Origin of the sequence: Halovulum marinum (genome assembly GCF_009697225.1) — a bacterium.
In the GTDB taxonomy this organism is placed as follows: Bacteria; Pseudomonadota; Alphaproteobacteria; order Rhodobacterales; family Rhodobacteraceae; genus Halovulum; species Halovulum marinum.
Genome location: NZ_WIND01000004.1, coordinates 99162 through 112776, shown reverse-complemented (window position 1 = coordinate 112776; position 13615 = coordinate 99162). Strand labels below are relative to the sequence as shown.

Here is a 13615-nt window from a genome sequence, read left to right as displayed (position 1 = left end):
ACCTTCATGATCGATCCTCTCGACCTGCGGGACATCGTCCGCTCGGGTCTGCTGTCCTTCCCCGTCACTCCGTTCGACGGGCAGGACGCGTTCAATCCGCACGCCTTCTCAGCGCATCTGGAATGGCTGGCGCCGCACCCCGTGGCCGGGCTGATCGTCGCCGGCGGCACCGGCGAGCTGTTCTCGCTGACCCCGGCCGAGGTGGTCGCGGTGGTCCGCACCGCCAAGGCGGCGCAGAAGGGCAAGCCGGTCATCGCCGGCTGCGGCTACGGCACCCGTCTGGCCTGCGAGATGGCCGAGGGCATCGAGGCCGCCGGCGGCGACGGCATCCTGCTGTTGCCGCACTATCTGATCGGCGCGCCGCAGGACGGCATCGCCAACCACATCCGTGCGGTCTGCGCGGCGACGAAAATGGGGGTGATCGTCTACAACCGCGGCCAGTCGGTGGTCTCGGCCGAGACGCTGGCGCGGCTGGCCGACGATTGTCCGAACCTGATCGGCTTCAAGGACGGCACCGGCGACATCGACACCGTGCGCCGGATCACGATCCAGAACGGCGACCGGCTGGCCTATATCGGCGGCATGCCGACGCACGAGCTGTTCGCCCAGGCGTTCCGCGGCGCCGGCGTGGACACCTATTCCTCGGCGGTGTTCAACTTCGTGCCGGAAACCGCGCTGAGGTTCCACGCCGCCTTCAGCGCCGGCGACGACGCCACCTGCGCGCGGATGCTGACCGAGTTCTACTATCCCTTCGCCCGGATCCGCGACCGCAAGACCGGCTACGCCGTTTCGGCGATCAAGGCCGGCGTCGCGCTGCGCGGCTTCGACACCGGCCCGGTGCGCCCGCCGCTGACGGACCTGACCGAAGAAGAGCGCGCGATGATGGCCGAGCTGATCGACGGCCGCGCCTGACCCGTGCCGGCGCGCCGCGCCCCCCGGTGCGGCCGCGCCCCATGCCGCACCATTTGCCGCACCCCGCCGGCGATCTATGATCCCCCCGGATCAAAGAGGGGCGGCGCGATGACCACGACCACCGAGAACCGGATCGAACGTTTCCGGGGCCTCGGCCAGTTGCCGCCCGCGCTGCGCGCCGGTCTGGTGGCGGGCAGCCGGATCGTCGAGGTGCCCGGCGGCAGCAAGGTGTTCGCGCCGGGCCGGTCCGCCGACAACCTGCTGCTGCTGCTCGACGGCACGGTGCGCGTGCAGCAGCGGTCCGACACCGGGCCCGCCGTGTTCCGCTATCGCGTGCGCGCCGGCGAAAGCTGCGTGCGGACCACCGCCTGCATGCTGGCGTTCGAGGACTGCTCGGCCAACGGCGTGGCCGAGACCGACGTGCGCGCCGTGGCGATCCCGCGCGCGACCTGCGACAGTCTGGCGGACGCATGACCCGCTATCTGCCGATTCTGGAATGGGGCCGCGACTATACCCGCGCGGCGCTGTCGCGCGACCTGCTGGCGGCGGTGATCGTCACGATCATGCTGATCCCGCAGTCGCTGGCATACGCGCTGCTGGCCGGACTGCCGCCCGAGGCGGGGATCTATGCCTCGATCGTGCCGATCCTGCTTTACGCGGTGTTCGGCACCAGCCGGGTGCTTGCGGTCGGGCCGGTGGCGGTGGTCTCGCTGATGACCGCCGCCGCGATCGGCCAGGTGGCGCAGCAGGGTACCGCCGGCTACGCGGTCGCGGCGCTGACGCTGGCGGGCCTGTCGGGCGCGATGCTGCTGGCGATGGGCCTGCTCCGGCTGGGGTTCCTGGCGAACTTTCTCAGCCATCCGGTGATCGCGGGCTTCATCTCGGCCTCGGGGATCCTGATCGCCGCCAGCCAGCTCAAGCATATCCTGGGCATATCGGCCGAGGGGCACACGCTGATCGAGCTGGCCGGCGCGCTGCTGGCAAATTTGGGACAGTTCAACCCGATCACGCTGGCGATCGGCGTGCTGGCGACCGGATTCCTGTTCTGGGTGCGTGCGCATCTCAAGCCGACGCTGCGGCGGGCCGGCCTGCCGCCGCGGCTGGCGGACGTGATCGCCAAGGCCGGGCCGGTCGCCGCCGTCGCCGCCAGCACCGCCGCGGTCTGGGCGTTCGGGCTGGACGGGCAGGGCGTCCGGATCGTCGGCCCGGTGCCGCAGAGCCTGCCGCCCTTCACCCTGCCCGGCTTTGCGCCGGAACTGGTGCGGCAGCTGCTGCTGCCGGCGCTGCTGATCTCGATCATCGGCTTCGTCGAATCGATCTCGGTCGCGCAGACGCTGGCCGCCAGGCGCCGCCAGCGGATCGACCCGGACCAGGAGCTGATCGGCCTGGGCGCGGCGAACATCGGCGCGGCCTTCAGCGGCGGCTACCCGGTCACCGGCGGCTTCGCGCGTTCGGTGGTGAACTTCGACGCGGGCGCCGAAACGCCGGCGGCGGGCGCGTTCACCGCCCTCGGGCTGGCGGTCGCCGCCGTCGCGCTGACGCCGCTGGTCTACTATCTGCCCAACGCCACGCTGGCGGCCACGATCATCGTCGCCGTTCTCGGCCTGGTCGATCTGTCGATCCTGAGCAAGACCTGGCGCTATTCCCGGGCCGATTTCACCGCCGTCGCGTCGACGATCGCACTGACGCTGGCGTTTGGGGTGGAGATCGGAGTGTCCGCGGGCGTGCTGGCTTCGATCGTCCTGCACCTGCTGAAGACCTCGAAGCCGCATGTGGCCGAGGTCGGGCTGGTCCCGGGCAGCCAGCATTTCCGGAACATCAACCGGCACAAGGTCGAAACCGACCCGGCCCTGGTGACCCTGCGGGTGGACGAGAGCCTGTACTTCGTCAACGCCCGGTTCCTCGAGGATCTGCTGGTGCGGCGCGTGGCAGATCACCCCGAGATCCGCAACGTCGTGCTGATGTGCTCGGCGATCAACGAGATCGATTACTCGGCGCTGGAAAGCCTCGAAGCAATCAACGCGCGCCTGACCGAGCAGGGCATCGGCCTGCACCTGTCTGAGGTGAAGGGGCCGGTGATGGACCGGCTGCGGGCGACGCACTTCCTGGACGGCCTGAACGGGCGGGTTTTCCTGTCGCAATACGATGCCTGGGCGGCGCTGGCGACCGCGCCGGGGGCGGCGCGCGACGGGGCGGCCGCCGGCGGGGGCTGATCGGACGGCCGCCGCACCGGGCGACTGTAAGGGGCGCCGGGCCGGGCGACGGTGCCTGGACCGGCGGTCAGGCGGCTTTCCGCATCTTGGCGTCTATGTCCGCCGCGCTGTGCCGCTCGGGCACCTGCCCGGACGGGTCGCCGGAGAACGTGTTGACCTTGCGGCCGCGCTGCACCGCCGGGCGGCCCGCGATTTCGGCGGCCCAGCGCTGCACATGCTGGTACTCGTGCACCGACAGGAACTCGGCGGCGCCGTAGAGCTGCCCGCGCACCAGATTGCCGTACCAGGGGAAGGTGGCGATGTCGGCGATGCTGTAGTCGTCGCCGGCCAGGAACCGGCGTTCGGCGAGATTGCGGTCCAGCACGTCCAGCTGGCGCTTCGCCTCCATCGCGAAGCGGTTGATCGGGTATTCGAGCCGCTCGGGCGCGTAGACATAGAAATGCCCGAAGCCGCCGCCCAGGTACGGGGCCGATCCCTGCAGCCAGAACAGCCAGTTCAGCGCCTCGGTGCGCGCGGCAGGCTCCTGCGGCAGCAGCGCGCCGAACTTCTCGGCGAGGTAGAGCAGGATCGCGCCCGATTCGAACACCCGCAGCGGCGCGTCGCCGCTGCGGTCGACCAGCGCCGGGATCTTCGAGTTCGGGTTGATGTCGACGAAGCCGCTGCCGAACTGCTCGCCCTTGCCGATCCGGATCAGCCAGGCGTCGTACTCGGCGCCGGCGTGGCCGAGGGCCAGCAGCTCTTCGAGCATGATCGTGACCTTCTGCCCGTTCGGCGTGCCCTGCGAGTACAGCTGCAGCGGGTGTACCCCGACCGGCAGTTCGCGGTCGTGCGTCGATCCGGCCACGGGACGGTTGGTGCTGGCGAACTCGCCGCCATTGGCGGCGTCCCAGGTCCAGATATCCGGCGGCGTGTACTCGGTCGAATCGGTCATCGGGACCTCACTTCCCTCGGTCATCTTTCGTCGGCGGTCGGCGGTCGGCGGTCGGCGGTCGGCGGTCGGCGGGCGAAAAAGGGCGCTGCAAGATGCGCGCCCCCGATCACCCGGTCAGATGGTGGCGTTCCGGCGTGTTTCAACCGGCCCGCGGGCACGGCCGATCAAACGACTTCACGATCGGGTCATCCGCCGGGCCGCGGCAGCGGCCCGGTGCGGTGCAGCGATACCGTCAGCCCGCCATGCGCGACCGGCGCCCCCGGCGGCAGCAGCGGCAGCCCGGTCGCCTTCGCCAGTCCGCCGTCGCTGGTGACGATGCCGACGCGCCAGCCCGAGAAACGCGCCATCAGCACCTGCCCCAGCGCGCCGTAAAGACCGAACAGCTGCTTGCGGTTGCCGATCCGCGCGCCGTAGGGCGGGTTGACGATCACCAGCCCCGGCGGACCCTCGGGGCGCACCAGATCGCCCAGCGCGCGGCGCTGGAAGTCGGTGACATCGGCGACGCCCGCCCGCGCGGCGTTCTGCGTGGCCGCGCGGATCGCGCCGTCGTCCCGGTCCGAGCCGTGAAAGCGCAGCTCGGTCTGGCGCGGGGGGGCCTGCTTCCGCATCGCCGCCCAGGCATCCGGGTCGAAGCTTGCAAGCTGCTGGAAGGCGAAGTCGCGGTCGCGGCCGGGGTGCAGTCCCAGCGCGATCTCGGCGGCCTCGATCACGAACGTGCCCGAGCCGCACATCGGGTCCAGCACCGGCGCGGTGCCGTCATGGCCGCACTGGCGCAGGAACAGCGCGGCCAGCGTCTCGCGCATCGGCGCCTTCACCACCGCCTGCTTGTGGCCGCGCTTGTGCAGCGGCTCGCCCGAGGTGTCGACGCTCAGCGTCACCCGGTTGTCGTCGATCCGTGCGCGCACGGTCACCGGCGCGTCGGCGGCGATGATTGTGCCCAGGCTATCGCTGATCGCCGTCTCGATCCGGCTTTGCGCCGCGCCGGCGTGGTAGATCCTGGACTTCCGGGTCGTGACCTCGACCCGCACCGGCACGTCCGGGCGCAGCACCTGATGCCAGGCCAGCTTGCGCGCCCGCTTGTCCAGCTGCGCCGGGTGGAAGGCCATGAACTCGGCAAAGCGGGCCAGCACCCGGCCCGGCCCGCGCAGCTCCAGGTTGGCGCGCCAGACGTCGGGCCAGCCGCCCAGGAAGGTCACGCCGCCCGGCACGGTTTGCGGGTCCGGAAAGCCGGCGGCAGCGGCCTCGTCGCGCGCGGCGTCCTCCAGCCCCGGCGGGACCGCCAGGAAGATCTCGAACCGATCGCTCATTGCAGCCCGGCACGGTCCAGAATGCCGCCGCCGCAGCCGCGGCGGACCGGGCGCGCCGCGCGCAGCAGATCGCCCAGATCCGCGCCGGCGTCGATGCGCCCGCGGGTGTACAGCTTGACCTCGGCGATCAGCGTGCGGCCGCCGTCGCGGTCGCAATCCACCTGCACCCGGTCGCCCGCGCCGCGCCCGAAGGCGCTGTCGAAGGCGGCGCGCAGCGCGCCCGTCTCAATGTATTCGCCCGAGCGGCCGTGCAGGAACGCCGCCACCTGCGACGCCTGCAGCTGGTCCCACAGCAGCAGCGTGTCGGTGAAATATTCCTCGGCCCCGCCGGCGCCGCGGTGGCAGGTGCCATGCTTGATCCACTGGTGCCGGTGCAGCTGGCTTTCCGCGCCCGGCATGGCGCGCACCAGCCGTTCGGCGGTGCCGCGGGTAAGCGCCAGCCGCGGCAGGTCGCGCCAGCGGCCGGCCTCGTCCGTGGCCCGGTCGCGGGGCGCGACGCCGCAATATGTTCCCTCGGGCCACAGCCCGTGCACCGACAGCCGGGCCGAGGCGTCGGGCAGCCGGCCCGCGTTCAGCCGTTCGCATTCCGGCACGCGGCTGCGGTATTCGCAGAACGTCGGCTGCCAGGACAGCGCCAGGACATGCGCGCGCGCCTCGTCCGGCGCCTGCGGCACGGCCGGTGCGGCGGCGGCCGCGCGGCTGCCGCAGTCGACGGGCACCCAGCGCCTCTCGGACACCGGCGCGCCGGGCACCAGCACCTGATAGTGGTCGCCGCCCCTGGCGTTCAGCCCCAGCAGGGCATAGTCCCGCCCCGGCTCCAGCCGCACGTCGCCGGGGTTGGTGCCCTTGTTCTTCGACAGATACGCCGCGCAGGCGTCGACGGCGGTCAGCCGGCCGTCCAGCGCCTCGAAGGCGGCGGCGGGCAGCGGCAGCAGGGCGATCAGCAGGGCGAGCAGGCGCATCGGCGGGTCCTTGGCGGTTCGCGTCAGCCATAGCGCAGCAGGGCGGCGCGCGCCATTGCCTGTCCGCCCGCGCCGCCCTAGGATCGCGCGCACTTCGCAGGAGAGTTCATGCGCGCCATCGTCATCCACGCCGCCGGGGACCTGAGGATCGAGGACCGGGACGCGCCCGCGCCGGGCCCGGGCGAGGTCGCGATCCGGCTGGCCACGGGCGGCATCTGCGGCTCGGACCTGCACTACTACAACCACGGCGGGTTCGGGACCGTGCGGCTGAAGCAGCCGATGATCCTGGGTCACGAGGTCGCCGGCCACGTCGCCGCGCTGGGCGCGGGCGTCGACGGGCTGGTGCCGGGCGATCTGGTCGCGGTCTCGCCCTCGCGGCCCTGCGGGTCGTGCAGGTTCTGCGCCGAGGGGCTGCCGAACCACTGCCTGAACATGCGCTTCTACGGCTCGGCGATGCCGTTCCCGCACGTCCAGGGCGCGTTCCGCCAGCATCTGATCGCGGACGCCGGGCAATGCGTGCATGCCGGCGGGCTGACGGCGGGGCAGGCCGCCACCGCCGAGCCGCTGTCGGTCTGCCTGCACGCCGCGAAGCAGGCGGGCGACATGCTGGGCAAGCGGGTGCTGGTCACCGGCTGCGGGCCGATCGGGGCGCTGATGATCCTGGTCGCGCGCCGCGCCGGGGCGCGGCAGATCGTCGTGACCGACCTGTCGGACAACGCGCTGGACTACGGCCGCAAGGCCGGGGCGGACCTTGCCCTGAACACCGGGTCCCAGCCAGATGCGCTGGAGCCGTTCACCGCCGACAAGGGCGATTTCGACCTGCTGTTCGAATGCTCCGGCGCCGCGCCCGCTCTGGCCTCCGGAATCGCGGCTGTGCGGCCCCGCGGCGTGGTCGTGCAGCTTGGCATGGGCGGCGACATGGCGCTGCCGATGCAGCAGATCACCGCGAAGGAGCTGACGCTGAAGGGCTCGTTCCGCTTTCACGCGGAATTCGCCACCGCCGTTTCGATGATGCGCGCCGGGCTGCTCGACACCGCGCCGCTGATTTCGCATACCCTGCCGCTGGACCGGGCGGGCGAGGCGTTCGCGCTGGCCTCGGACCGGGCGCGGGCGATGAAGGTACAGATCGATTTCGCCTGACCGGCGACAACTTCAAGAGGAAAGACATGGCCGAGATCGGACTGGTAGGGCTGGGCACCATGGGGGCCGCGCTGGCGTCGAACATTGCCGACAAGGGGTTCGACATCGCCGTCTACAACCGCACCACCTCGGTCACGGAGGAGTTCGTGGCGGGTGCGGGCGACCTGGCGCCCAAGCTGACGGGCACCGGGACGCTGGAAGAGTTCGTCGCCGCCATCGACAGGCCCCGCGCGATCATCCTGATGGTGCCGGCGGGCGAGGCTGTCGACGCGATGATCGCGCAACTGCGCCCGCTGCTGGATGACGACGACCTGCTGATCGACGCCGGCAACGCCAATTTCCACGACACCCGCCGCCGCGCCGCCGAGGCCAAGGCGCAGGGCGTGCCGTTCCTGGGCATCGGCGTCTCGGGCGGCGAGGAGGGCGCGCGGCACGGGCCCTCGATCATGGGCGGCGGCGCGAAATCCGGCTGGGACCGGGTCGCGCACATCCTGACCGCGATCGCCGCCAGGTTCGGCGACACGCCCTGCGCCACCTGGATGGGCGAGGATGGCGCGGGTCATTTCGTCAAGACCGTGCACAACGGCATCGAATACGCCGACATGCAGATGATCGCCGAGGTCTACGGCATCATGCGCGACGGCCTGGGCATGGACGCCGGCGCGATCGCCGGGGTGTTCCGGCGCTGGAACGCGGGGCCGCTGGCGTCCTACCTGATCGAGATTTCCGGCAAGGTCGCGGCCACCACCGACGCGAAGTCGGGCAAGCCGCTGCTGGACGTGATCCTGGACAGCGCCGGCCAGAAGGGCACCGGCCGCTGGACCGCGATCGAGGCGCTGCACCTGGCCGCGCCCGCCACCGCGATCGAGGCCGCCGTCGCCGCGCGCAACCTGTCCTCGCGGCTGGAGGAACGCAAGACGGGCGAGGCGATCTTCGGCGCCGCGCCGCAGAAGGTGGACGGCGACATCGTCGACGATCTGGAGCAGGCGCTGCTGGCGGGCAAGATCGCCTGCTATGCGCAGGGCTTCGGCCTGCTGGCGGCGGCCTCCGGGCAGTTCGGCTGGGACCTGCCGCTGCCCGGCATCGCGCGGGTCTGGCGCGCCGGCTGCATCATCCGCTCGGCGATGCTGGACGACATGGCCACTGCGCTGACCGAGACCCCGGACGAGAACCTGATGTTCGCGCCGTTCTTCGCGCAGCGGCTGAAGGACAGCCACGGCGCGCTGCGCAAGGTGGTCTCGACCGCCGCGCTGACGGGAAATCCGGCGCCGGCGCTGGGCGCGGCGCTGGCCTATTTCGACACCATGCGCACCGCGCGGGGCACCGCGAACATGATCCAGGGGCAGCGCGACTTCTTCGGGCTGCACGGTTTCCAGCGGCTGGACGCGACAGGCGCGCACCACGGCCCCTGGGCCGGGTAAGCGCGCCTTACGACAGGTGCCTGAGCGCGGTGTAGGCCGCGCGGTAGCGTTCGTGCGCCTCGGCGAAGGCCGGGGCAAGCGCCTGCACCGGCTCGATGGTGCGGGCGATTTGCGGCGGGGTGGCGATGTCCGCCCCCGCCCCGGTCGCCGCCATCAGGCCCAGCCGCGCCGCGCCGAAGGCGGCGCCGAAATCGCCGGCCGCAGGCACCTCGACCGGCACGCCCATCGCCGTCGCGATCGCCGTCAGCCAGTAGTCCGAGCGGCTGCCGCCGCCGACGGCGATCAGCCGGTCGATCCGGGTGCCGGTGGCGGCCAGCGCCTTGTGGCAGTCGCTCAGCGCGAAGGTCACGCCCTCCAGCACCGCGCGGGTCAGCGCCTGCCGGTCGGCGGCGTGCTCCAGCCCGATCATCGCGCCGCGCACCTGCGCGTCGTTATGCGGCGTCCGTTCGCCGCCGAGATAGGGCAGGAACAGCGTCCGGCCGGGGGCCTGCAACTCGCCCAGATTGCCGGTCAGCTCGGCGGCCGTCGCGCCGGTAATCTTCGCATACCATTCCAGCGCGTCGGTCGCGGCAAGGATCACGCCCATCTGGTGCCAGGTGCCCGGCACCGCATGGCAGAAGGTATGCACGGCGGTCGCCGGATCGGGGCTGTAGGCGTCCGAGGCGGCGAACAGCACCCCCGAGGTGCCGAGGCTGACGAACGCCTGCCCGGCATGCACCACGCCCACGCCGATGGCCGAAGCGGCGTTGTCGCCGCCGCCGCCGGCGATCACGACCTCGCCGGTCATGCCCCAGCGCTCGGCCAGGGCCGGGCGCAGCGCACCGGAAACCTCGGAGCCTTCGACCAGCCGGGGCATGTGATCGCGCGACAGCCCGGATTTCGCCAGCAGCGCGTCGGACCAGTCCCGCGCGCCGGTGTCCAGCCAGCTGGTGCCGGCGGCGTCGGACATCTCGCCCGCCGCCTCGCCGGTCAGCCACAGCCGCAGGTAATCCTTGGGCAGCAGCACCTTGGCGGTGCGCGCGAAGATCCCGGGCTCGTTGCGCCTGACCCATTCCAGCTTGGGCGCGGTGAAGCCCGGAAAGACGATGTTGCCCGAGACCCGGCGCCAGTCCGCGTCGGCGTCCATTTCGGCCGCCTCGACATGGCTGCGCGTGTCGTTCCACAGGATGCACGGCCGCAGCACGTCGCCCGAGGCATCGACCAGCGTTGCCCCGTGCATCTGCCCCGACAGGCCGATGCCGCGCACGTCCTTCAACGAATGGGCGGCGGCCACCTTGTCCAGCGCCTGCGAGGCGGCGGCGACCCAGTCCGCCGGGGACTGCTCCGACCAGCCGGGATGCGGGCGCGCGACGGTCAGCGGCGCGCTGGCCTCGGCCAGCGGGGCCTGGTCGGGACCGATCAGCAGCACCTTGACCCCCGAGGTCCCAAGATCGATCCCGATATACATCACGCGGCCCTTTCCGGTTTCTTGCCCATGATGATCATGCTCAGGATGTCGTCCTCTGTCACGTCCTCGACGCGCTCGGTGCCGATCAGCCGGCCGTTCTTCATCACCGAGACGCGGTCGCACAGCTCCATCATCTCGCGGGTGTCGTGGCTGATCAGGAAGATGCCCAGCCCCTGCCTTTTCAGCTCCTGGATCAGGTCTGCGACCATCTTTGTCTCGTGCACGCCCAGCGCCGCGGTGGGCTCGTCCATGATCAGGATGCGGGCGTTGAAGTACACCGCGCGGGCGATTGCGACCGATTGCCGCTGGCCGCCCGACAGGGCGCTGACCGGCTCCTTGATCTTGCGGAAGTTGGGGTTGAGCCGCGCCATGATCCTGCGCGTCTCGGCCTCCATCTTGGCGTCGTTCACCAGGCCCAGCGGGGTGACGATCTCGCGTCCCAGGAACAGGTTCGAGGGCGCGTCGAGATTGTCGGCCAGCGCCAGCGTCTGGTAGATCGTCTCGATGTTGTGGTGGCGCGCGTCGCGCGGGCTGTTGATCGTCACCTTTTTGCCCTCGATCAGGATCTCGCCCGAATCCGCGCGGTAGGCGCCGGACAGGATCTTGATCAGCGTCGACTTGCCGGCGCCGTTGTGGCCCAGCAGGCCGACGACCTCGCCGGGGTAGAGGTCGATCGACACGTGGTCGACGGCGCGCACGCCGCCGAAGGCGATCGAGATGTCGCGCATCTCGACAAGCGGGGTGGTCTGATCCGGGGTCATGAGCGTGCTCCGGTGCGCTTGCGATAGATGATGTCCACCAGGACGGCGAGGACCAGCACCGCGCCGACGACGATGTTCTGCAGCGGCGCATCGACCCCGACCATGGCCATGCCCGACTGCAGCGACTGCATGATCAGCGCGCCCAGGATGGCGCCGTAGATCGTGCCGATGCCGCCCGCCAGCGCGGTGCCGCCGATCACCGCGGCGGCGATCACGCGCAGCTCGTCCAGAATGCCGATGTCGTTCGAGTGATTGGTCAGTCGGGCCGAGGCGACCACCGCCGACAGCGCGCAGAGCGCGCCCATGATGGCGAAGATCTTGACCGTCAGCAGCCGGGTGTTGATCCCCGACAGCTCGGCCGCGTCGGGGTTGCCGCCGGTGGCGAAGATGTAGCGGCCCAGACGGGTGCGCCTGGCGACCACGGTCATCACGATCGCGATCACGATCAGCAGCAGCACCGAATAGGGCAGCCCGTACGCCTCGGTATAGCCTTCCGGCAGGGTCTCGCCGCGGGCCTCGAAGTTGCGGCGCAGCCGGGCGGCGGGCACCTGGTACGAGTTCAGGATCCAGATGAAGCCCAGGATCACCGCCGAGACGATGCCGGCAAGGGTGATCTCGGCCCACATCGGCTTGACCGGGAAGTCGTGCGCGACCTTGTTGCGCCGCGCCGAGAACAGCAGCCAGACGGCGGCGGCGCAGCCGACCAGGCCGACGATCCAGCTGCCGGTGGTGCCCAGGGTGCCGTTGATGCCGCCGAACTTGCGGAAGGTCTCGTCCAGCGGGCCGATGGTCTGGCCGCTGGTCAGATACCAGGCGACGTTGCGCCAGACCAGCAGCCCGCCCAGCGTCACGATGAAGGCGGGGATCGCCAGATAGCCGACCAGCCAGCCGTGGAAGGCGCCGATCGCGACGCCGGTCGCAAGGCCGACGGCGATGGCGATCCAGGCGGTCGCCGGGTGGCCCAGCCCCAGGCCCAGCCATTCGGGCAGCACCAGCGTCTGCGTCATCGCCATCACCGCCGAGGCGGTCGCCAGCAGCGAGCCGACCGAAAGGTCGATGTGCCGGGTGACGATGACGAACACCATGCCGGTGGCCATGATCGCGACGCTGACCGTCTGGATCGTCAGGTTGAAGATGTTGCGCGGCGTCAGGAAGCGGCCGTCGGTGATCAGGTGGAAGCCCACCGCCAGCACCACGAAGGCGCCGATCATGCCCAGCAGGCGGGTGTCCAGTTCCAGCGTTTCGAAGATGTTGCGGCGCCGGGGCGCCGGCGCGTCGGCAATTTGCGTGTCGCTCATGACGATGTCCCGAAGGGTTCGGGGCGGCCGCCCGCGCGGGACGGCCGCCGGTCACAGGGTCGGTGGCTCAGCCGCCCGGCGTCAGTTGCAGGGCGAGGGGCCGTTCTCGACGCCCTGGCACAGCGCGTCCTTCTCGATCCAGCCCGCGTCCACGACCACGTCGAGGTTCTCGGCCGTCACCGGCACCGGCTTGAGGAACTTCGCCCACAGCGTGGTGCCGCCGGGAGAGGTCCACTGCTCGGCGCCCTCGATGTCGGACATCTCGGTGCCGTTCGCCATCGCCACGGCGATCTCGCCCGCGGCCTTGCCCAGCTCGCGCGCGTCCTTCCAGACGCTGACCGTCTGCGTGCCCCTGGCGACGCGGTTCAGCGCTGCGTGGTCGCCGTCCTGGCCGGACACCGGGATGCCCTCCATGCCCTGCGCGGTCAGCGCGGCGACGACGCCGCCGGCGGTGCCGTCGTTCGAGGCGACGACCGCGTCGACGTCGTTGTCCTGCGCGGTCAGGATCTGCTCCATGTTGCGCTGCGCGTTGGCGGGCAGCCAGCCGTCGGTGTAGGCCTCGCCGACGATGGTGATGGCGCCGCTGTCGATCGCCTCCTGCAGCACCTCCTGCTGGCCGCCGCGCAGGAAGTCGGCGTTCGGATCGGTGGGCGAGCCCTTGATCATGACATAGTTGCCCTCGGGCGCGGCCTCGAGCACGGCGCGGGCCTGCATCCGTCCGACCTCGACGTTGTCGAAGGTCAGGTAGAAGGCGCGCTCGTCGTCGATCAGCCGGTCATAGCCGACGACCGGAATGCCCTCGTCGGCGGCGGCCTGCACCGCCGGGCGAATCGCGTCGGCGTCCTGCGCCAGGACGATCAGCGCGTCGGCGCCCTGCGCGATCAGGCTTTCCACGTCCGACAGCTGCTTGGACGAGGACGACTGCGCGTCGGTGCTGACATAGGTGGCGCCGGCGGCCTCCAGGGCCGACTTGATCGCGGCCTCGTCGGTCTTCCAGCGTTCCTCCTGGAAGTTCGACCAGCTGACGCCGACGGTCAGGTCCTGGGCCAGGGCGGAGCTGGTGAAGGCGGCCGTGGCAAGGGCCGCGGCGATGAAGGTGGTGCGCATTTCTGTTCCTCCCAATGGTGCCTCGTGTGCGAGGCGGCGGTTGATCCGCAGCGCGACTCATAGCCGATTAACTTCAGTCGTCAAAATAAAATATCGCGGAGCGGCGGGAAATCCCT

The 13615-nt window shown here is 71.0% G+C and carries 12 protein-coding genes; 5 read left to right on the top strand and 7 right to left on the bottom strand.

From position 1 onward, the window contains the following. The first annotated feature begins 9 nt into the window (after window positions 1-9). The 3 genes from GE300_RS07750 (at window position 10) to GE300_RS07740 (ending at window position 3125) form a co-directional block, all read left to right on the top strand. A complete protein-coding gene (locus tag GE300_RS07750) occupies window positions 10-912 on the top strand; it encodes a 5-dehydro-4-deoxyglucarate dehydratase (RefSeq protein WP_325063158.1) in 903 nt (300 codons plus the stop codon). A gap of 108 nt (window positions 913-1020) precedes the next feature. Then, a complete protein-coding gene (locus tag GE300_RS07745) occupies window positions 1021-1386 on the top strand; it encodes a cyclic nucleotide-binding domain-containing protein (protein WP_154445976.1) in 366 nt (121 codons plus the stop codon). Then, a complete protein-coding gene (locus GE300_RS07740) occupies window positions 1383-3125 on the top strand; it encodes a SulP family inorganic anion transporter (RefSeq protein ID WP_154445975.1) in 1743 nt (580 codons plus the stop codon). Before GE300_RS07745 ends, GE300_RS07740 begins: the two co-directional genes overlap by 4 nt. A 67-nt stretch (window positions 3126-3192) precedes the next feature. On the opposite strand, the gene yghU is transcribed toward GE300_RS07740, so the two are convergent. The 3 genes from yghU to GE300_RS07725 all read right to left on the bottom strand — a co-directional run bounded on the left by yghU (window position 3193) and on the right by GE300_RS07725 (window position 6325). Beyond that, the gene (gene yghU / locus GE300_RS07735) at window positions 3193-4056 is read right to left on the bottom strand and encodes a glutathione-dependent disulfide-bond oxidoreductase (protein WP_154445974.1); all 864 of its coding nucleotides are present in this window, start codon (window positions 4054-4056) and stop codon (window positions 3193-3195) included. 185 nt (window positions 4057-4241) lie between these two features. Then, window positions 4242-5363 (bottom strand): THUMP domain-containing class I SAM-dependent RNA methyltransferase, encoded by a 1122-nt coding sequence (locus GE300_RS07730; RefSeq protein ID WP_154445973.1) that lies wholly within the window; start codon window positions 5361-5363, stop codon window positions 4242-4244. After that, on the bottom strand, window positions 5360-6325 hold the full coding sequence (locus GE300_RS07725) for a ribonuclease T2 family protein (RefSeq protein WP_154445972.1): 966 nt from the start codon (window positions 6323-6325) through the stop codon (window positions 5360-5362). Before GE300_RS07725 ends, GE300_RS07730 begins: the two co-directional genes overlap by 4 nt. Before the next feature lie 108 nt (window positions 6326-6433). Between GE300_RS07725 and GE300_RS07720 the strand changes: the two genes are divergently transcribed. Beyond that, window positions 6434-7465, top strand: coding sequence for an L-idonate 5-dehydrogenase (locus tag GE300_RS07720; protein ID WP_154445971.1), 1032 nt, complete (start codon window positions 6434-6436; stop codon window positions 7463-7465). A 26-nt stretch (window positions 7466-7491) separates the two neighbouring features. Continuing rightward, window positions 7492-8886, top strand: a complete 1395-nt coding sequence (gndA, locus tag GE300_RS07715) for an NADP-dependent phosphogluconate dehydrogenase (protein WP_154445970.1) — start codon at window positions 7492-7494, stop codon at window positions 8884-8886. 7 nt (window positions 8887-8893) lie between these two features. Here the strand turns inward: gndA and xylB are convergent, their stop codons facing one another. The 4 genes from xylB to xylF form a co-directional block, all read right to left on the bottom strand. Next, the gene (gene xylB / locus GE300_RS07710) at window positions 8894-10333 is read right to left on the bottom strand and encodes a xylulokinase (RefSeq protein ID WP_154445969.1); all 1440 of its coding nucleotides are present in this window, start codon (window positions 10331-10333) and stop codon (window positions 8894-8896) included. Beyond that, complete coding sequence (locus GE300_RS07705; protein ID WP_154445968.1) at window positions 10333-11094, bottom strand: ATP-binding cassette domain-containing protein; 762 nt, start codon at window positions 11092-11094, stop codon at window positions 10333-10335. Before GE300_RS07705 ends, xylB begins: the two co-directional genes overlap by 1 nt. Beyond that, a complete protein-coding gene (locus tag GE300_RS07700; protein WP_154445967.1) occupies window positions 11091-12392 on the bottom strand; it encodes a sugar ABC transporter permease in 1302 nt (433 codons plus the stop codon). Before GE300_RS07700 ends, GE300_RS07705 begins: the two co-directional genes overlap by 4 nt. Before the next feature lie 81 nt (window positions 12393-12473). Beyond that, entirely contained in the window at window positions 12474-13499 is a 1026-nt protein-coding gene (xylF, locus tag GE300_RS07695; RefSeq protein WP_154445966.1) for a D-xylose ABC transporter substrate-binding protein, read from the bottom strand. Between the last annotated feature and the right edge of the window lie 116 nt (window positions 13500-13615).

Excerpts from the sequence above, each read along its gene's own strand:
- GE300_RS07740 (WP_154445975.1), top strand. The coding sequence starts at position 1,383 with ATGACCCGCTATCTGCCGATTCTGGAATGGGGCCGCGACTATACCCGC.
- GE300_RS07725 (WP_154445972.1), bottom strand. The coding sequence starts at position 6,325 with ATGCGCCTGCTCGCCCTGCTGATCGCCCTGCTGCCGCTGCCCGCCGCC.
- xylB (WP_154445969.1), bottom strand. The coding sequence starts at position 10,333 with ATGTATATCGGGATCGATCTTGGGACCTCGGGGGTCAAGGTGCTGCTG.
- GE300_RS07705 (WP_154445968.1), bottom strand. The coding sequence starts at position 11,094 with ATGACCCCGGATCAGACCACCCCGCTTGTCGAGATGCGCGACATCTCG.
- yghU (WP_154445974.1), bottom strand. The coding sequence starts at position 4,056 with ATGACCGATTCGACCGAGTACACGCCGCCGGATATCTGGACCTGGGAC.
- GE300_RS07720 (WP_154445971.1), top strand. The coding sequence starts at position 6,434 with ATGCGCGCCATCGTCATCCACGCCGCCGGGGACCTGAGGATCGAGGAC.
- GE300_RS07730 (WP_154445973.1), bottom strand. The coding sequence starts at position 5,363 with ATGAGCGATCGGTTCGAGATCTTCCTGGCGGTCCCGCCGGGGCTGGAG.
- xylF (WP_154445966.1), bottom strand. The coding sequence starts at position 13,499 with ATGCGCACCACCTTCATCGCCGCGGCCCTTGCCACGGCCGCCTTCACC.
- GE300_RS07745 (WP_154445976.1), top strand. The coding sequence starts at position 1,021 with ATGACCACGACCACCGAGAACCGGATCGAACGTTTCCGGGGCCTCGGC.
- GE300_RS07700 (WP_154445967.1), bottom strand. The coding sequence starts at position 12,392 with ATGAGCGACACGCAAATTGCCGACGCGCCGGCGCCCCGGCGCCGCAAC.
- gndA (WP_154445970.1), top strand. The coding sequence starts at position 7,492 with ATGGCCGAGATCGGACTGGTAGGGCTGGGCACCATGGGGGCCGCGCTG.